17 protein-coding genes, 1 tRNA gene and 1 pseudogene are annotated in these 17,648 nt (G+C 68.5%); 12 read left to right on the forward strand and 7 right to left on the reverse strand.

Going from position 1 to position 17,648, the window contains the following annotated elements; all coding sequences use genetic code 11:
• Positions 1-29: 29 nt before the first annotated feature.
• Positions 30-743, reverse strand: coding sequence for a S1 family peptidase (locus H504_RS0103855; RefSeq protein ID WP_026421698.1), 714 nt, complete (start codon positions 741-743; stop codon positions 30-32).
• A 256-nt stretch (positions 744-999) separates the two neighbouring features.
• Entirely contained in the window at positions 1,000-2,172 is a 1,173-nt protein-coding gene (locus H504_RS0103860) for an AGE family epimerase/isomerase (protein WP_026421699.1), read from the reverse strand.
• A 232-nt stretch (positions 2,173-2,404) separates the two neighbouring features.
• On the opposite strand from H504_RS0103860, the gene cmk reads away from it, so the two are divergent.
• The 5 genes and pseudogenes from cmk to H504_RS44160 form a co-directional block, all read left to right on the forward strand.
• A complete protein-coding gene (gene cmk, locus H504_RS0103865) occupies positions 2,405-3,091 on the forward strand; it encodes a (d)CMP kinase (protein ID WP_035303251.1) in 687 nt (228 codons plus the stop codon).
• Entirely contained in the window at positions 3,088-3,729 is a 642-nt protein-coding gene (locus H504_RS0103870; RefSeq protein WP_026421701.1) for a lysophospholipid acyltransferase family protein, read from the forward strand. Before cmk ends, H504_RS0103870 begins: the two co-directional genes overlap by 4 nt.
• A complete protein-coding gene (gene der / locus H504_RS0103875) occupies positions 3,726-5,156 on the forward strand; it encodes a ribosome biogenesis GTPase Der (protein WP_026421702.1) in 1,431 nt (476 codons plus the stop codon). The genes H504_RS0103870 and der overlap by 4 nt, the downstream gene beginning before the upstream one ends.
• Before the next feature lie 69 nt (positions 5,157-5,225).
• Positions 5,226-5,299, forward strand: a tRNA-Pro gene (locus tag H504_RS0103880).
• 1,280 nt (positions 5,300-6,579) lie between these two features.
• Positions 6,580-7,644 (forward strand): annotated as a pseudogene (locus tag H504_RS44160) (NsdA family TPR-like regulatory protein); the annotation flags it as partial.
• Between the two features lie 96 nt (positions 7,645-7,740).
• Here H504_RS44160 and H504_RS0103895 read toward each other — a convergent pair.
• Together H504_RS0103895 and H504_RS0103900 are read right to left on the reverse strand one after the other, a co-directional pair.
• On the reverse strand, positions 7,741-8,460 hold the full coding sequence (locus H504_RS0103895; protein ID WP_035303252.1) for an NUDIX hydrolase: 720 nt from the start codon (positions 8,458-8,460) through the stop codon (positions 7,741-7,743).
• A gap of 48 nt (positions 8,461-8,508) precedes the next feature.
• Positions 8,509-8,850, reverse strand: coding sequence for a hypothetical protein (locus H504_RS0103900; RefSeq protein WP_026421705.1), 342 nt, complete (start codon positions 8,848-8,850; stop codon positions 8,509-8,511).
• A 250-nt stretch (positions 8,851-9,100) separates the two neighbouring features.
• On the opposite strand from H504_RS0103900, the gene H504_RS0103905 reads away from it, so the two are divergent.
• Both H504_RS0103905 and H504_RS0103910 read left to right on the forward strand, forming a co-directional pair.
• Positions 9,101-9,595: an NUDIX domain-containing protein gene (locus H504_RS0103905; RefSeq protein ID WP_026421706.1), complete on the forward strand. Its 495-nt coding sequence runs from the start codon at positions 9,101-9,103 to the stop codon at positions 9,593-9,595.
• Between the two features lie 18 nt (positions 9,596-9,613).
• Positions 9,614-10,810 (forward strand): helix-turn-helix transcriptional regulator, encoded by a 1,197-nt coding sequence (locus tag H504_RS0103910; protein WP_026421707.1) that lies wholly within the window; start codon positions 9,614-9,616, stop codon positions 10,808-10,810.
• A 239-nt stretch (positions 10,811-11,049) separates the two neighbouring features.
• On the opposite strand, the gene H504_RS38370 is transcribed toward H504_RS0103910, so the two are convergent.
• From H504_RS38370 to H504_RS42300, 3 genes are all read right to left on the reverse strand, one after another.
• Positions 11,050-12,234: a helix-turn-helix domain-containing protein gene (locus H504_RS38370; protein WP_051385456.1), complete on the reverse strand. Its 1,185-nt coding sequence runs from the start codon at positions 12,232-12,234 to the stop codon at positions 11,050-11,052.
• Positions 12,235-12,345: 111 nt separating this feature from the next.
• On the reverse strand, positions 12,346-13,230 hold the full coding sequence (locus H504_RS33175; RefSeq protein ID WP_211239253.1) for an aminoglycoside phosphotransferase family protein: 885 nt from the start codon (positions 13,228-13,230) through the stop codon (positions 12,346-12,348).
• Positions 13,214-14,476 carry a hypothetical protein gene (locus H504_RS42300; RefSeq protein ID WP_026421708.1) on the reverse strand — a complete coding sequence of 421 codons (1,263 nt, stop codon included), beginning with the start codon at positions 14,474-14,476 and terminating at the stop codon, positions 13,214-13,216. The genes H504_RS33175 and H504_RS42300 overlap by 17 nt, the downstream gene beginning before the upstream one ends.
• Positions 14,477-14,629: 153 nt before the next feature.
• On the opposite strand from H504_RS42300, the gene H504_RS0103930 reads away from it, so the two are divergent.
• The 5 genes from H504_RS0103930 to H504_RS0103950 all read left to right on the forward strand — a co-directional run.
• Positions 14,630-14,893, forward strand: coding sequence for a hypothetical protein (locus tag H504_RS0103930; protein WP_026421709.1), 264 nt, complete (start codon positions 14,630-14,632; stop codon positions 14,891-14,893).
• A gap of 26 nt (positions 14,894-14,919) precedes the next feature.
• Complete coding sequence (locus H504_RS0103935) at positions 14,920-15,654, forward strand: Scr1 family TA system antitoxin-like transcriptional regulator (RefSeq protein WP_157440184.1); 735 nt, start codon at positions 14,920-14,922, stop codon at positions 15,652-15,654.
• Between the two features lie 73 nt (positions 15,655-15,727).
• Positions 15,728-16,174 carry a hypothetical protein gene (locus tag H504_RS33180; RefSeq protein WP_051385457.1) on the forward strand — a complete coding sequence of 149 codons (447 nt, stop codon included), beginning with the start codon at positions 15,728-15,730 and terminating at the stop codon, positions 16,172-16,174.
• 457 nt (positions 16,175-16,631) lie between these two features.
• The gene (locus H504_RS0103945; protein ID WP_157440185.1) at positions 16,632-16,907 is read left to right on the forward strand and encodes a hypothetical protein; all 276 of its coding nucleotides are present in this window, start codon (positions 16,632-16,634) and stop codon (positions 16,905-16,907) included.
• A gap of 395 nt (positions 16,908-17,302) precedes the next feature.
• The coding region (locus H504_RS0103950) for a hypothetical protein (RefSeq protein ID WP_026421712.1) at positions 17,303-17,648 on the forward strand (346 nt) is incomplete at its 3' end.

The raw sequence follows: 17,648 nt of genomic DNA on the forward strand, positions 1-17,648 counted from the left end.
GCGTGCTGTGGGGGCGGCGGCCCGGTCACTCACTGCCCGGTCTGCTGCCTGATCCAACTGACGTTGGCGGCGATCCCGGTGTAGAGGGTGGTGGTGGCGCACTCGCCGCCGTTGTCGCCGGGGCCGTGGGTCTCGCCCGCGAGGGTCCAGTTGCCGCGGGAGCCGACGACGGCGGGGCCGCCGGAGTCGCCGTGGCAGGCGGAGTGGGCGCGGTCACCGGAGACGCACAGGTCGGTGGAGGTACCGCCACCGGCCGAGCAGCGGCTGGGGGCCAGCACGGTCAGGTCGATCTCCTGCAGCGTGTTCGGGGTGCTGCAGGACGGCCAACTGAGGCAACCCCACCCGAGCAGGCGGACCGGGGAGCCCGCGGCGGGCGCGGTGGTGGCCAGCTTGACGGGGGCCTGCCGGGACGCCGTGCTGGTGTGCATCATGGTGAGGTCGGTGCCCGGCTTGGTGATGCGCCGGTCGATCCGCAGCACCTCGCCGCCGGAGCTGTGCGAGGTCGAGCCGACCCGACCGGAGGAGGCGGCACCGCAGTGGTTCGCGGTGACGATCCACTGCGGGGACACCAGGCTGCCGCCGCAGCCGTTGCTCAGCGCCACCATCCACGAGTACGTCTCGGTGGCGTTGTGACCACCGATGATGGCGGGCTGCTGCTCGGCCGCGGAGCCGGTACCGGTCGACGCGAAGATCGACAGCAGTACGACACCCGCCCCGAACAGGGCGGCCATGATTCTGCGCATAAGAGTCTTCCAATCGGCGGGCGAGCCGCCATGCAGGGTTGACGAGGACATATGGCAGTAAACGCAACGAAATCACGGGACCGCGATTTCGCTCATCGAATATGCACTGTTTCGTGATCGAGACGCAAGCCCGGGGATACCATCGTGTGGGACGATTTTTACCAGTTAGCAGACATAATTCCGGCTTATCGGCTCGCTTTATAGCCGGTAACGCGGCCCGATATGTCGTCTTTCCGACGAAAGTCGGTGGCGGATTTCAGCGGACCGCGAGCGCGGCGGCGGGCGACAACGGCAAAACCGGGAACAAGGTCGCCTGGTAAGCGTGGTAGGTGTCCGGCTTGCCCACCCAGACGCCGTCGGTGGGGACGCCGTCCGGGGACAACTCGTGCCGCCAGCCACCGGCCGGGTCGATGTGGTGCTCGCGCGCGTACGCCCAGAAGGCGGCGTACCAGTCGGCGTAGGGCTCCTCGCCGGTGCGGGCGCGCAGCGCGGCGGCCGCCAGGACCGCCTCGGCGATCACCCAGTGCATCCGCTCCCGCACGACCGGGAGGTCGTCCCAGTCGATCGTGTAGACGAAACCGAGCCGTCCATCCACCCCCCACCCGCGCCGCACCGCCGAGTCGAACAGGGCGCGGGCGTCGGGCAGCAGCCAGCCGGGGGCGTCGGCGCCGAGCGCGGCCTCCAGGTGCAGCAGCAGCCGCGCCCACTCCAGCCAGTGACCGATGGTGGAGCCGAATGGCCGGAACGGGTGACGCGGGTCCTCGCGGTGGTAGCCGAGGTCCGGCGTCCAGTCGGCGCCGAAGTGCTCCGGCACCCGCCAGCCGTGCGCGGCGGACGTCACGTGCACGATCCGCTCGGCCAGCCCGAGCGCGCGCTCGTGCCAGACCTTGTCCCCGGTGACGTCACCGGCGGCCAGGAAAGCCTCCAGGAAGTGCATCGTGCTGTTGGCGCCGCGATAAGGCTCGGTGACCGTCCACGCGGGATCCCAACTCTCGAACGGCAGTCCGATCTCGGAATCCCAAAAACGGGTTTCAACAATGTGCAGGGCCTCGGTCAGCAACTGCTCGGCTTTCGGTCGACCGGCGGCCTGCGCACTGCAGGCGGCGAGCAGCACAAACGCGTGTTCATAAGCGGACTTGGTCGGATCGACAACCGAGGCGAACCACCCGCCGTTGTCCGCGTCGCGCAACGGGCCGAGCAACGCCGTCACACCGTGGTCGACGAGCGCGGCCGCACCCGGGTCGCCGAGACCGTCCTCCAAGGCGAACACGTGCGTCATCCGGGCGGTGATCCAGGTCGCCACCGGCTTGTCCGGCATCCGCTCCCCCGCCGAGTCCAGCCAGCCGAACCCGCCCGCCGGGTCGGCCGCGCCCGCCGCGAAGGCGACGAGTGCGCGCCGCTGGGCCGTGAGCCAGGTGGGATCGGTCACGGGCGCGTCCTCACACTCGGGGGGTGATCCGCCCATTCTGCCCGCGCGCGGGCGCGGCGCCGCCGGATTCGGCACTTGTCGCACATTCGTCACAGCACCCCCACGGACGGTAGCGCCACGCGCACCGCTCGCGGACGCGGTGAGGCCGCCAGGCACAATAGTGCGCCAACGGCAGGCCGACCGAGCAGAGGAGCACGTGGTGGGACAGGGTGAGCTGCGGGGCGTCGTCGCCATGGACGGCCCCTCCGGCACCGGCAAGTCCACCGTCGCGCGCAGGCTCGCCGAGACCCTGGGCGCCGCCTACCTCGACACGGGGGCCATGTACCGGGCGGTGACGCTGGCCGTGCTGCGCACGGGTGTCCACGCCGACGACAGCGCCGCCGTGCTGCGCTGCGCCGAGGCCGCCGACCTGCGGATCGGCACCGACCCCGGCCACGCCGAGGTGCGGTTGGGCGACGAGGACGTCTCCGCCGAGATCCGCGGCCCCGAGGTCACCGCGGCCGTATCAGCGGTGTCGGCCGTGCCCGCGGTGCGCGAGCTGCTGGTCGCCGCGCAGCGCCGGATCATCAGCGAGGCCAGGGGGCGGCGCGGCGGCATCGTGGTCGAGGGGCGCGACATCGGCACCGTGGTCGTCCCGGACGCCGGGCTCAAGGTCTACCTGACCGCCTCCGCCGACGCCCGCGCCGCCCGGCGCACCGCCCAGGACACCGCGGCGGGTCGGGCGTCCACAGTGGATGCCACCAGGGCCGATGTGGAGCGCCGGGACCGGCTGGACTCGACCAGGGTCGCCTCGCCGCTGCGCCCCGCCGTCGACGCCGTCGAGGTCGACACGACCGAGCTGGACGTCGACGGGGTCCTCGAGCACCTGCTGGCCATGGTCCGCGACCGCGGCCTCGACCACGCGGCGGCGAACCTGTGACGCACCTGCCCGACGGGTCGCTGCCCTGGCTGCACGACCTCGCCCGCTGGATCGGCACCTGGTGCTTCCGGCCCGCGCTGCGGCTGCGCGTCACCGGGCTGGACCGGGTCCCGCGCACCGGGCCGGTCGTGCTGGTCGCCAACCACAGCTCCATGCTGGAGCCGCAGATCATCTTCGGAATGCTGCCGCGCCGGTCGGTGTTCCTGGTCAAGGAGGAACTCTTCCGCGGCGTCGGGGGGCGGGCGCTGCGGGCCATCGGCCAGATCCCGCTGCGCCGCGGTCAGGCCGACCGCACCCCCTTGACGACGGCGGTCAGCCTGCTCCGCGAAGGTGGTCTGATCGGGATCTTCCCCGAGGGCACCCGCGGCTCGGGTGACGTGGACGCCGCCGAGCAGGGCGCGGCGTGGCTGGTCCGGACGACCGGCGCGGTGGTGTTGCCGGTCGCCACCAGGGGGACCCGCAAGCAGGCGGGCACCGGTCGGCGCTTCCGGCCCGAGGTGGACGTGCTGGTCGGGGCGCCGTTCGCGCTGACCGTGGGCAAGGGCCGCACCGGGCTGCTGGCGGCCACCGAGGAAATCCGGGTCCGGCTCGCGGACCTGGTTCGAGAAGTCGACGACGTGCGGAAGACGAAGCGATGACTGAGCTAGACGGGGTCCACGAGGACTCCCTGGACGGCACCTGGTCCGACGAGGCCGAGTGGGCGGCAGCCGACTCGTTCACCGAAGAGGACCACGAGGCGGCCGCGCCGCAGCCGGTGCTCGCGGTGGTCGGCAGGCCGAACGTGGGCAAGTCCACGCTGGTCAACCGCATCCTGGGCAGGCGGGAGGCGGTCGTCCAGGACATCCCCGGCGTCACCCGCGACCGCGTCGCCTACGACGCGCTGTGGAACGGCCGCCGCTTCACCGTTCTCGACACGGGCGGCTGGGAGCCCGGGTTGGACGGGCTCCCCGGTGCCATCGCCGCCCAGGCCGAGTACGCCATGGCCCACTCCGACGCGGTAGTGCTCGTGGTGGACGCGACCGTTGGCGCTACCGCGACCGATGAAGCCGTCGCCAAGACCCTGCGTAGGTCCAAACAGCCGGTGATCCTGGTCGCCAACAAGGTCGACGACGAACGCCTGTTGGCGGATACGGCTTCGCTGTGGTCCCTCGGTCTGGGTGAGCCCTTCCCGGTTAGCGCCCTCCACGGCCGCAACTCGGGCGACCTCCTCGACGCCATCCTCGCCGCCCTCCCGGAAACCCCCCGCGAGATCTTCGGCGCGCGCGGTGGCCCCCGTCGAGTCGCCCTGGTCGGTAAGCCCAACGTCGGCAAGTCCAGCCTGCTCAACCGCCTCACCGGCGAAGACAGGGCCGTCGTCGACTCCGTCGCGGGCACCACCGTCGACCCCGTCGACTCCATGGTCGAGTTGGACGACCAGATCTGGCGCTTCGTCGACACGGCAGGCCTGCGCAAACGCGTCAACTTCGCCAGCGGTACGGAGTACTACGCGTCCCTGCGCACCAAGGCCGCGATCGAGTCCGCCGAGGTCGCCATCGTCCTCCTCGACGCCGCCGAGCCGATCGCCGAACAAGACCTCCGCGTCATCACGATGGTCGTCGAAACCGGCCGCGCGCTCGTCCTGGCCTTCAACAAGTGGGACCTCGTCGACGAAGACCGCCGCCACCAAATGGTCCGCGAACTCGAACGCGGCCTGGTCCGCGTCCCCTGGGCCGACCACGTCAACGTCTCAGCCCTCACCGGCCGCTCCGTCCGCAAACTGGCCCCCGCCCTCCGCACCGCCCTCGACTCGTGGGACCAACGCATCTCCACCGGCCACCTCAACTCCTGGCTCGCCGACCTCGTCGCCGCCACCCCACCCCCCGTCCGCGGCGGCAAACAACCCAAAATCCTGTTCGCCACCCAGGCCTCAGTCCGCCCCCCCACCTTCGTCCTCTTCACCAGCGGCTTCCTCGAAGCAGGCTACCGCCGCTTCATCGAACGAAAACTCCGCGAACGCTTCGGCTTCACCGGCACCCCCGTCCGCATCTCGGTCAGGGTCCGCGAGAAGAAACCCCGCAAGTCCTGACCCCCCGCCGTAGCCCCGGCACGGGGGTACGCTAAGCTTCCCCAGCACTCGCCGAGAGGCGGATGTGGCCGGGCTGTGGCGCAGTTTGGTAGCGCACTTGACTGGGGGTCAAGGGGTCGCAGGTTCAAATCCTGTCAGCCCGACGGTCAATGAAACACCCCGCTGATCTGATTGTTCCTCCTGGTCAGCGGGGTGTTTTCGTATTCCGGTGTCGATCATGGCTTGACCGTCCACTGTGGTCCGAATGAAGATCGACAAGGCCGGACTGGAGAAATCCTGGAGCGGCCGTGCTCCACCTTTGACATAACACCGTTATGGGGTCGCGTTGATCTTGCTGTGACCGCGTGACGTGCCGTACGTGCCCGAACCGACCTGAACGGCGGACTACACGCCGCGTCGGAGACAAACGGGAGATGGCATGTGGGGGACGCGCCGGTTTCAGGGCGGAAGTCGGAGATCGACAGTTCGAGGTTCCAGGGTGCTGGACCACGACGATGTGATCGCTGCCTGGCTTTGACCGGGAGTGGGGAGGGTGGGATGCCGCTGCCGGGCGGTGCCGCCGACAAGATGGGCAACCGGTTCGAGCGGTGGTGGACTGTTCACCAGTTGATCGAGGTTCTGACCGGGCGGACACGGTCGTTGCAGGTCGAGGCTCCCGGTCCGGTCGGTGCGGGCGCGGAGTTCTGTCTGACCGTTGACGGTGTCCGGGTATGGCATCAGGTGAAGCGGCAGCGGGCGGGTGGGCCGTGGACGGTGGCGGCCTTGGTCGGCGAAGGTGTGGTCGCGCCGTGGTGGGACAAGATCCTCGCTGGTGGGCGGTGCGTGTTCGTGTCCACGACCAGTGCCGATGAGCTTCGTGAGTTGGTCGAGCGGGCTCCGCGGCCGAGTCCTGGAAGGTTTTCGACGCGGAGTTCCTCGACGCCAAGCAGCACCGCACGGGGTTCCGGCGGATGCGCGAAGCCTGGGGCAAGCCGTCTCCGGAGGACGTGTTCAAGGGGCTCCGGCAAATCGACGTCGCGATCATCGGTGAACCCGAACTGGTCACGCTGGTCGAAGCACGCCTGGAGGTGCTGTTCGAGCATTCACATCGTGTCGCGGAATCGCTGGGGCGGCTGGTCGACGACTCGGTCCATCACGCCCTCACCGCCGAGCGTGTGTGGGGGTGGTTGACCGAGCGGGGTGTACGTCGCCGGGACGCTGCGCGCACGGTGGTGCTGGCCGGCTGGGTGGCTGCGGTAACCACCTCGTTCGTGGATCGCGTCGCCATGCACCACATCGACGGCGAACGCATCCCGCGCACCGAGGCGGCCGCCGCGATCGAGGCGCCGGCCGGTATTGCCAGGCACGTGTTGGTCGCAGGGTCCGCCGGAAGCGGGAAGAGCGCGATCGTCACCGAGATCATCGACTCCGCCCGCCGGTGCGGGTGGGCGGTCTTGGCCGCGGCCCTGAACGCACGCCCCGACGCCGAAGCGCCGCGCACCCTCGACGCCGACCCACTCGACGCGCTGATGCCATTGTGGCAAGGCGAACTCGACCGCCGCCGCTTCCTCACCACTACCGCCTACTCCGTCGCCGCCGCGGCCTGGCGTTGACCACCGCGCGGGGAATCGCCGACCGCACCACCAGCGCCGCCCGGTCAGGTCGCCTGGCGGGAATGACCGAGGTCAACGCCGTGCGCGAGATGATCAGCATGTTCACCGACCTCGACGAACGCCACGGCGGCCTCATCGGCCGCACCACCCTCGCCGCCTGGCTACGCGACGACGTCGCTCCCTTGTGCCGCGGCCGATTCCGCACCGACGAGGTCCGCCGCCAGATGCTGTCGGCCGCCAGCCGGAGCGTGCACCTGTTGGGGTGGAAGCACTACGACGCGAACCAGCACGGCGCTGCCCAGCGCTATTTCCTCCAGTCCTACGCGCTCGCCGCCGAATCCGGCGTCCTCGGCCAGGATGGCTTCGTCATGCGCACCATGGCCATGCAGGGCCTACGCCTACGCCTACGCCGCCCCGAGTTCTGCCGAGACCTCGCCGAAACGGGCCTCAACCGGGCGAAAGGGAAGGTCGACCACCAGACTGAGGCACTGTTCCGCGTCGTCCATGCCCACACCCTCGCCAAGGTAGGGCAGACCCACCACGCCATCACCGAGGTCGAACACGCCCGCACCCTACTGGTCACCGACCCGGGCGACACACCCCAGTTCTGGGCACTCACGTGGGGACCACCACACGCCTCGGTCCACTCCCGCGCCGCCCGCATGTTCGAAACACTCGGCGACCACGCCACCGCAGCCGAGCACTACGCCCGCGCCGCCACATCCCGCCCCAGCGACACCTACGCCCGCGTCATCACCCTCGACCTGATCTCCAGCGGCACCAGCCATCTCACACGCGGCGCCATCGAACAAGCCTGCGCCACCTGGCACCGCGGCCTCGACCACCTCGACGGAGTCCAGTCCCGCCGCACCCGCAAAGCCCTCACCCGACTGCGCACAGACATCGCCCGCTACCGCGCCACAGGACTCCCCGCCGCCATCGAACTCGACGACCGGGCCGCGGCATCCTCACCACCGGAACCTAACGCCAGATCACCCGAACACAAGCCTGTCCACCAACGGCTCCAGGTAGTCGACCCGGCGACCGGGCAACTCCGCCAGCCCGGTCGCCGAGCGGACCACGCCGATCTCCACGAACTCCGGCTCCCGCCCCGCTTCCCGCTCTCTCACCACAGCGGCCTCGAACCACGCCTCGACCTCCGCGAACGGCAGCGGCGGCGCCAGGTAGAACACCCCGATATTGCCGTGCTCGCCCCGAGTCACCACCCACAACCTCAGTTCACCCGGAGCGACGACCACCCCGACCTCCTCGGCCAACTCCCGCGCCGCGTGCACCCGCAAGTGCGTCTCGTCCGAGGATTCACCCGCCGCGGGCTGCTCGGCCGAACCACCGGGGAACTGCCACCGCCCCGCTGCCGCGGTCGACGACGACATCCGACCCACCACCACACCACCGCACGTCGTCGGCTGGGACACCGACCCCAGCGATCGTGCACCCGTCACCCAGCGCAGGGCGAAATGCCGATAGGTCACCCGGGCCCACCGCACGACCACCTCGCCCGACGCGTGCACCCGCAAGTCCGCGCACGCCACGACCGGACCGTCGAACAACGCCGGGTTGGCCTCCTCCGCCTCAGCCCACAGCCGATCCCTCTCCACCGCGTGCTCATCGGAGACCACCGGCGCGTCGACCTCGACCAAACTGACGGCGGACACGGCGAAGACCTCCACCGGTGAACGCGACTGCGACATCGTCACCCACAAGACCCTAACGCCAGCGGAATATCACGCCGGGCGAAGTCAGGGAGTCCACAGAGGAGGCCGCGTTCGGAGGACCAAGCGGGGCGCGAGCGGTTCACCGGGTGCGGGAAGGGCGAGTAGCTGGTCGACGACATCGACCAGGGTGCCCTCGCGCATCCACACGAGTTCCCCGTCCGGGTTGCAGCGGGCGGCCGCAGCGTCGGTCACGTACTTCACCGTCACGAGGTCGGTCCAATTCTGCGGCCAGATCCGCAGACCGTTGATCCCGACCACGTGTTCGCCGTCCACCTCGGAAAGGAACTGCCACTCGGACTCGCGAAGCAGGATCAACCGCGCGAGTTCGGGGTGGGCGGACACCGCCAGTTCATCCGCGGTGGTCATGGCCATCGGTCAGTCCCGGGGATGGGCGCAGGGGCGGCGGCGATCGCATCCGGCTGAAGCACGACGCCTCCCGTACCTGGTCGAAGGGGTGGACACGGCGTGCTGCGTTCGGTGTCCATTGACAGCCTCGGTTGTGTCGAGCATCGGCAACACAGCCGAAATGGATGAGTTTGCTCCAGCGCGCGGCAGCCTTCCCTGCTCTTGAGGCAGGGAAGGCTGCTCGGATCGTCGACAGGTAGCCTCGGAGGCCGTGGACCTCCTCCCGTTCGACCAGTACGCGGCCTCGCTGCCCCGGAAACGAGCCGCAGCGGGCACGCTGCTCTACGACGAGTCCCGGACCCGGGTGCTGCTGATCGAGACCACCTACAAGGTCGAATGGGAGATCCCCGGTGGGACGGTGGACGCCGACGAGGCCCCCTGGGCTACCGCAGTCCGCGAGACCGCCGAAGAACTGGGGATTACCAGGCCCCTGGGCAGGTTGCTGGTCATCGACCACGTCCGAACCCAGGGAGTCATGCCCGAGGCACTTGCGTTCGTCTTCGACGGAGGCGTGATCACCAACGACCAGGTTCAGGGGCTGCGGACGCATGATCCGGAAGTCCGCTCCATCGGTCTCTACACTGTGGGCGAAGCCCAAAACCTGGTCACCTCCAGCCTCCACCGCCGGATCGAAGCGGCGTTCGCCGCTCTGGCCACCGGCACGCTGATGCTGTGCGACGCGGGCACACCGACATCGCCGGACTAGCGGTCACAGGAGGTGAAGATGTCAGACACCCTGCGGGAGAACATCGCTCGCCTGCGCAAGGCCAGGAACCTCACCCAGGAGGCCCTCGCCGAAGCCGCAGGCGTCGGCGTGGACACCGTCGGACGCCTCGAACGAGGCACGCGGTCGGCCAGCCGCGCTAGTACCATCAAGAAGCTGGCGCGCGCCCTGGACGTCAGCACCGACGCCCTGGAAGGTCGGCTTGCCACCCCGCGGGGAACCGACGCCGACATGGCACGGCTTCGACAGGCGATTACCCCGGTCCACGGCATCGACAGGCCAGTCGACTCCGACCGGGTGGACACGATCGAGGAGTTGGCCGAGGACGCCCACGTGGTGTGGCGTGCCTACGTCGATGGCCGACACGCCGACGTATTGCACCGACTACCCGACCTGCTGACAACGGCTCGTCACCTGATCCAGGAAACCAGCGGTGATGCCAACGCCGCCGCACACCATCTCCTCAGCACCGCCTACCGCCCCGGAGCCGGGATCAGCGGACGCCTCGGCCTCGACGACCTGGCCTGGACCGCCGCCGACCGCGCGGCCGATGCCGCACGCGAGTCCGACACCCCCGACATCGACACCGCGGTCGCCGCCCGCTACCTGACCTGGACCCTGATCCGCCAACGCCGCACCGCCGAGGCCGAACACGTCGCCGTCACCACGGCCGAGCGGATCGAACCCCGAATGCTCGACCGCGATCCACACCGCGCGGGCGTCTTCGGCAACCTGCTGTTCAACGCGGCCACCGCTGCCCGCCAATCAGGCAACCCCACCCGAGCCGACGACCTGCTCACCATCGCCACAGCCGCCGCCATCCGTTCCGGCACCGACACCACCAGCGAAACTGCGATCTTCGGCCCCCGCGTCGCCGCACTCCAACGCGTCGAACACACCCTCCGCACCGGCGACCCCGAACAGGCACTCCATCTCGCCGAACACCTCCCCGACTCAACCGGCACCGTCCCCGCCTTCTGGGAATCCGGCCACCACATCCACCTGGCCAACGCCGCCACCACCCTGCACCAGAACAAACGCGCCCTGCGCCACCTCGCCCGCGCCCGTGACCTGGCACCCGCCTGGGCCAGACAACAGCCACTCGCCACCACCACCATGCGCCACCTCCTCGACGACGCGACCCGCCGACAAGGCCGCCTGTTCGCCGACCTGGCCACCCACTACGGCGTGGCGTAGCCCGACGACCGGAACTGAACATTTGTTCAATCCACCAGGAAGTGTGGTCAGCCATGACACGCCACTTGCCTGCGACGAGAAACGGCGTCGTGACAACCTGCATCAACAGGCAGGACTCGGGTGGCCGCTGCGGTTCGGTGACCTCATGGCACTCGGACATCGACCTACGTGGTGGATGCACCATTCAGGCATTGCTCGTCGATCGTGGAGCAGGTGAAACCGGTGTGGCGAACGTGGCTTCAGATCGTCGAGGCGAGTGCCTGACGGAGGGCCAGGGCCATGTCGGTGATCGTGCTGGGCGGGGTGGTGTGGTCCAACAGGTCGAGGCCCTCTTCGACGGTTCGGTCGCCGCGGCGGGAGCCCACCAGACCTGTGTGGTTGAGCAGGCTCCGCATCGATCGCTCAGCGTCGGGCCAGGATTGGTTGATGACGTGGACGACAAAGGCCGATCCTTGGTGGATGTAGCTACCCCGGGGATGGTTCTCGCGGGTGCCTTCGGCGGCGAGGTCGAAGGAGTCCATCGCGCAAGTGGGGTTGTCCAGACTCAGGTGGATCTTTCCTTCGTGCCAGGCGAACTCGGCGTCGTCAAGCCACCAGGCCCAGTGCGGGTCGCGGTCGGAGACGCCTTCGGCGTGCAGGTTCCTGGCGAGTCGGAAGGTGTTGTGGGCGTCGGTATCGGCGCCGAGTTCGGCGAGGGCGCGGGCTTCGCGCAGGCGGAACAGGGAGCGCAGTCGAGGGGTGAGGGTGGCTTCGAGGGCTTGTCGCGCGAGGTCGAGAGCTTCGTGGGCGTACCCCAGGTGACTGGCGTGCATGGACATGTTCTGCAGGAGGAACAGTTCCATGCTTCGATCACCCGCGCGGCCGGCCAGAGTGAGAGCCACGCGGTTCATGCGGCGGGCGTGATCGTGTTCGTCGGCGTCGTAAAGGCACCACCCCGCCACCTCCGCGGTCTCGGCGACGGCGGCGTACGCGTCGCGCGCCAGTCCGTCGGGAAGGTTCGAGGTCGTGATGCGGTGCCGGGCTTGTCTGAATGCCTGGACGGTCAGCGGGGAGGTCACTGCTCCGCCGTATTTCTGGTCCAAACGCACGAAGCTCTCGATATCGCGGTGCAGGCTCTCAATGTAGTCGACATCGAGTGCCATATCGCGGTGCCGTCGGGTGGTCAATTCGCCCGACCGGGCCGGGGTTGCTTTGCCGATCAACGCCTCGAAGCGTCGCTTGGTGTCGGGGTCTGCTTGGCTCAGGGCTCGGTCCAGGATTGCCTGGGTCGCAGGCCACGGTGACGTACCGGTTTGCAGGGATTCCCATTTGGCGACGGTCCGTTGGGCCACTCCTAGATGGTCGGCGAACGCCCGAATGGTCAGGCGTAGGGCACTGCGCAGCGCGCCCGCCTCCCGGCCGGTCCACTTCTCGACCAATGTCATGCCCTACTCCTTTCCAGATCTGGTCGCGATTCCGGTTCGCCGACGGCGTTCACAAGCCGCGCAGGCGCTGTTACGCAGGTCCAGGTTAGCGCTCGGCGGCGGACGAGCGGGTCAGCTCGTCGTCCAGGTGTCGGTGGGTCGGCCGTGCTGGAGCACGTGGAGCCGGTGTCGGAGGACCTGGTTGGCGGTGGTGTCGCCCGCGGCGGCGCGGTTGAGGAAGGAACCGAGGGTGTGCAGGTCTCGGATGGCTCGCAGGACGGGCAGCCCCGGCCAGTCGCGCAGGTCGTACCCGTAGGCGTCGGCGAATCGGTCGAGGTCTGCTGCGGTGCGGCCGAGGCGGATGCCTTGGTAGGTGTTGACCAGGTCCAGTTCGCGGGGGCCGGTGCAGGTCTCGTCCCAGTCACCGAGTCGCCAGTGGTGCCCGGTGGGGTCGTGGACGAGGTTGCCGGGGTAGGCGTCGCCGTGCAGGTGACCTTCGCCCAGGGGGAAATGCACCGTGTCGTAGGTGTCGAGGAGGGTGTCGGCGGTGGTGGTCAGCCAGCGTCGGTCGTTCGGGTCGAGCACGGTGGAGGTGGCGAGCGTCTGGCGGAGCGAAGCCAGGGGGCGGTGGCGGGGTAGGGCCACCGGTGGCGTGGGGAGCTGGTGGAGGTCGCGCAGGATGCGTCCGAGGGCGGCCGGATCGGGTGCGCCGGGGGCGGAGGTCTGGGGGTAGTGCACCCAGAAGGTGACCGTGGTGTCCTCGCCGAGGACGACCGGATCGGTGAGGGGTTCGGTCACCGCCAACCCGCGGTCGACGAGCCACCGGGTCACGGTGATCGCGCGTTGGGCGGCGGCGGGCTCCCCGGCGTGCACGCGGGCAACGGCGTCGACCGCGGGCAGGAGGTAGACGGCGGTGGCGTGTCGGTGCAGCAGGGTCAACCCGCGTGCGTCCAGTCCTCGCCGTTCGGCGGCGACCAGCACGTGGTCGCGGGTTGTGTCGTCAGTGGGGTCCGGCACTACCTATACCTGTGGGCCGTGTGGGGGACAGATCACCGAGGAGCGAGGTCGCTCGTTCGGTGTCGGTGATCTTAGCGATCATCCGGTGAGTCCGGGCCACGGCAGTCGGCAGTTGGGCGATGCGTTCGCGCGGGTCGAGCAGCCGCAACGGCGCCAGGGCTGCCTCGGCGCCGTCGAGGTCACGTTCACCCAGATGGGTGTCGGCGATGATCACGCGAGTCAGGGCGAGGTCGCCGTAGGAGTGTTCCTGGCCTGGCGCGGCGGCGTAACGGTCGAGGGCGTCGAGAGCGTGCGTTCGCGCCTGGGGGAACTCGCCCAGCAGGTCGTGGGTTCCCGCCCGGTAGTAGGCGGCCTTGCTGGCGGGGAAGGTGAAGATGCCGCCGAACGCGGTGACTTCGTCGTCCAGTTCGGTGGAGTCGAGAAGGTCGTCCAGCCGACGCAAGGCTTGGTGTGCTCGGGCCGGATCACCGATACGGGCCGAGATCCGGGCTTCCAACGCCAAAGCACGTCGGTGGGTCTGCGTGGCGACCCCAGCCGCCGACGTGTCGAGATACCGCAGAGCCGACGCTGGGGATGACCCCCATTCCAACGTCAGCGCGGTACTTCCCCGCGCCCAGGCCCGGAGCGCGTCACTGTCGGCGGCCTCGGCGCACTTGTACGCGGTTCTCAGTTGGGTGTGCGCGGCCGCCGTGCGCCCCAGGTTCTGCGACGCCGCAGCCAACAACAGGCACCCGATCCCCGCGGCGATGTAAGCGTCACACAGTTGCCTCGGCCGCAATCCGCGCCTGATGAGAGCAAACGCCTGCTCCTGAGCCGCAGCGATGTCATCGATCACGTCGCCCACCGGCGTATGGACGTACGCGGTCGCCAACTCCGCCAAATGAACGCACAACAGATCCACCTGAAAATCATCAACCGAGGTCGCCGCCAACACCTGATCGAAATCGACGGCGCGCTGCGCGGCCTGGTCGATCACGTCACGCCCAGATCGCCGACGCGACGGGGTGACACCTTCACGGAGCAACACTTCAAAGCGTCGCTTGGCGTCGGCATCCGCTCGGCTCAGCGCCCTGTCCAGAATCGCCTGAGTCTCCGGCCACGGTGACGTACCGGTCTGCAGGGATTCCCACTTGGCGACAGTCCGCTCGGCCACCCCCAGGTGGTCGGCGAACGCCCGAATCGTCAGGCGCAGAGCGCTGCGCAGCGCACCTGCCTCCCGACCAGTCCACTTCCCAACCGGCGCCATGCCTTACTCCTTTCGGGGAACCCATACAACCACAAGACCCGGGTCATCGTGGCAAAAATGCAGCAGCAGTGCACTAACCGATCATTGTGACCAACTCCCGGAGCGGCCAAGCTAGTAGACAGGCCCCCGGGAAATGGAGCTAGAGGAACGCAAATGAGCGACAGCCGACGCGACATTCTCGCGATCATCGTCGCCCAGGACAGCGCTCTCGGGCAGGTCGATCTCGCGGTGAATGTGCTCAGCGCGCACCTGCCGGTCGTGGGGAGGCCAGCGGTGTGTCCGCTGTGTCTGGCACGCCGATGGCCGTGTCGTGGATTCCTGGATGCCGCCGCGCGCATCCACGCCGTGGGGATTGGGCTGCATGAACTGGTTCCGGTCGATCTGCACCCGATTCTGTGGCCGGAGCCGCACCGTTGATCACCGGTTTACGGCTGGGAGGGATCATGTCGGGTAGCTCGCTGCGTTCGATGGTGGTGGGCGGAATCGTCCAGCGCCTGATCGGCGCGTCCGGACGCACCCAGAGCGCCGTGGCCGCCGCGGGCGAGGTCCAGGCCACCACCCTGTCCCGGTTCACCCGGGGGACGCGGGGCCTGTCCGAGGGCGAGTTGTCGGTCCTGGCCTGGCGGCTCGGGGTCACCGCGCGGCACGACCGCAGGATGCTGGTCGAGACCAACCGCGACCGCGACCGCACCGAATGGTGGCTGCGCGGCGGCCACCGCAGCCTGCTCGACCAGGCCCACGAGGTGATCAGGGACAACACCCTGGCCATCGTCTCCTACAGCCCGCACGAGATCCCCGCCCAACTCCGACCAACGGCCCAGCGGCCGCCAGTGCCCGGTAGGTACTACCTGGGGAGACCGGCGGTCGTGAGCTTGGTTCCCGCTGGCGGGCGGGAGCAGATCGAGCACTTGATCACCCTGTCGGCACGGTCGGGGATCGAGATCGTCGTCGTCGAGCCGCACCGGCACGCCGTCCCGTTCCACCTGCTTCACCTCGCCTCCGGGCGCAACGTGGTCCGGATCGACATCAACGACTCCGCCCTCTATCTAGAGCACCCCGACGACATCACCCGATTCGAGCAACTCGTCAACACGATCTCCCTCAACGCCGACGGCAGCACCCTCACCGCCCTCGACGACCTCCTGTCGACGACCGACCGCCTGGCAGGAACCGGATGAGCCTGACCGCCGCTCTCGACGCCGGGGCCACCACGCCCATCAAGAACACGCTCCACCGGCCACGAGGTGTCAGATGAACGAGGACAACTGGGAGGGCGTCGCCAGGACCATCAACCGCCGCATGGAATTCCTGGGCATCAACCAAACGCTCCTGATCGAACGGTCACGCGTGTCCAAGGCCGTCATCCGCGAACTCCAATACAACACCGTGAACCGACACCGAAGCCCCCGCACCCTCGAAGCCATCTCCACCGCACTCGAACTCGCCCCCACCCACCTCGACGCCGTCCTCCACTACAGAAAACCCCCACCCATCCCGCCAACCCGCACCCAACCACCAACCCCCCACCCGGCACACGACCAACTCACCCTGCGCGACATCACAGAACTCGAGCTCGACAGCCGCAAACTCCGCCACCTGCAACACCGCCTCGAACTCTATGCCGACAACCTCGCCGACCTCGCCGACCTCCTCACGGAAGCCGAAGCCCACCTCGGCATCACCCGCGACACACCCTGACCATCACAACCACCACAGCCTCGACCACACCGTCGTGCTGATCGAAACCCCGCCAACCCATCGCGTCTCCACCCCCAGCGGCACCACACCGAGACAACCACCACAAACACACCCGACCCACGACCACAGCCAACGACCACCGAAACTCCACACCATCCCGATACCCAACAAACTCCCACTCCACCACTCGCAGGCTTCGCACCACTGAACTCCCTTCAAGATTCACGGTGTACGCGACAGCGAGGCTAACCACACCAGCCGGCCACCCCAATCGGGGAATGCATTGACATCACGTCAACCACCTAGCAATATCCGGCACCAGATGCTGGCCACGGCGCGGAACAAACCCCAAGAATAAATGACATCAGTCCGCGATTGGCCACAGTGAGAATACTCGACCGACTTACCCATGCACGCGACAAACGAGCCGAAAAACGACAACGGTGAAAGGTTCACCATGCTCAACCCCCGCGCCGACATCTACACCCAGATCGACAGCACCAGCGAGTACACCCTCGACATGGTCGGCACCGACAAGATCGAGATCGCCATCGACGACTACCTCCACCTCACCCTCACCCGGGACGGTCTCCTCCAGCTCACCCGGATGACCGACGACGCCATCACCCGGCTCGACCAGGCAATCTCCCGGGGTGAGGAGGCGCCCGCCGAGCAGGAAGCGGCGGACACGCGCATCCGCGCACTCACGCCGAACCCCACCCCGACGAACTGAGCACCATGTCCGACCTGGTCCTGGCCGTCGAGGGCAGCAGTCTCCGCCGGTTCAGCACCAGGGCAACCCGAGCCCCCGACGAGTCGGGCGACGCCCCAGGCCGACCGCGTCTACTGCCAGACACGACCGTGACTTCATCCCGGTCACCTGACCACCTCATCGGCTTCCGCGTCGCGTGACCGTGTGGGCCTCCGGAATACCTGACGGCATTCCGACACTGTCACGCACGAACGCGGCACCACATGCCGGTCGGGGTGAGCCGCGACTCACCCCGACCGGCCTCACCGCACCCCACTCGTCCAGGCCCGCAGCCACATCCCTTCGCCACAACTCCATCGACAATGTGAGCGAGCATCCCCATGACCACCGCCATCACACAACGAGGACAAACCGTGATGACCAAACTCGGTCACCACCTCACCAGCTACGGACTGCCCACCCCCGAGAAAATCACCCTCCGCCTGCGAGCAGGAGTCGACCCCACCGACGACCAGGTCGCCGTACACGTCCAGGTGGACACACTCGCCGCCATGGCCACCACCGTCCTGCACTGGCACAAAACCTTCGCCCAGGCCAACATCGACATCGTCGGAGGCGACAACCACAAGGGACCGGAAATCACCGTCCGCGGCATCCCCCTCGGTAGCCTGCTCCTCATCGACGTACTCGCCCACCCCACCACACGCGAATGCTCGACCATCCGCGGACACGTGCTCCACGGCAACGACGCACTCCACTGGC

Source organism: Actinokineospora inagensis DSM 44258 (assembly GCF_000482865.1).
In the GTDB taxonomy this organism is placed as follows: Bacteria; Actinomycetota; Actinomycetes; order Mycobacteriales; family Pseudonocardiaceae; genus Actinokineospora; species Actinokineospora inagensis.

Coding starts and splice junctions, on each gene's coding strand:
- H504_RS0103855 (WP_026421698.1), bottom strand. CDS start 743: ATGCGCAGAATCATGGCCGCCCTGTTCGGGGCGGGTGTCGTACTGCTG.
- cmk (WP_035303251.1), top strand. CDS start 2,405: ATGGACGGCCCCTCCGGCACCGGCAAGTCCACCGTCGCGCGCAGGCTC.
- der (WP_026421702.1), top strand. CDS start 3,726: ATGACTGAGCTAGACGGGGTCCACGAGGACTCCCTGGACGGCACCTGG.
- H504_RS0103895 (WP_035303252.1), bottom strand. CDS start 8,460: ATGTCGCAGTCGCGTTCACCGGTGGAGGTCTTCGCCGTGTCCGCCGTC.
- H504_RS0103900 (WP_026421705.1), bottom strand. CDS start 8,850: ATGACCACCGCGGATGAACTGGCGGTGTCCGCCCACCCCGAACTCGCG.
- H504_RS0103910 (WP_026421707.1), top strand. CDS start 9,614: ATGTCAGACACCCTGCGGGAGAACATCGCTCGCCTGCGCAAGGCCAGG.
- H504_RS38370 (WP_051385456.1), bottom strand. CDS start 12,234: ATGACATTGGTCGAGAAGTGGACCGGCCGGGAGGCGGGCGCGCTGCGC.
- H504_RS42300 (WP_026421708.1), bottom strand. CDS start 14,476: ATGGCGCCGGTTGGGAAGTGGACTGGTCGGGAGGCAGGTGCGCTGCGC.
- H504_RS0103930 (WP_026421709.1), top strand. CDS start 14,630: ATGAGCGACAGCCGACGCGACATTCTCGCGATCATCGTCGCCCAGGAC.
- H504_RS0103935 (WP_157440184.1), top strand. CDS start 14,920: ATGTCGGGTAGCTCGCTGCGTTCGATGGTGGTGGGCGGAATCGTCCAG.
- H504_RS33180 (WP_051385457.1), top strand. CDS start 15,728: ATGAACGAGGACAACTGGGAGGGCGTCGCCAGGACCATCAACCGCCGC.
- H504_RS0103945 (WP_157440185.1), top strand. CDS start 16,632: ATGCTCAACCCCCGCGCCGACATCTACACCCAGATCGACAGCACCAGC.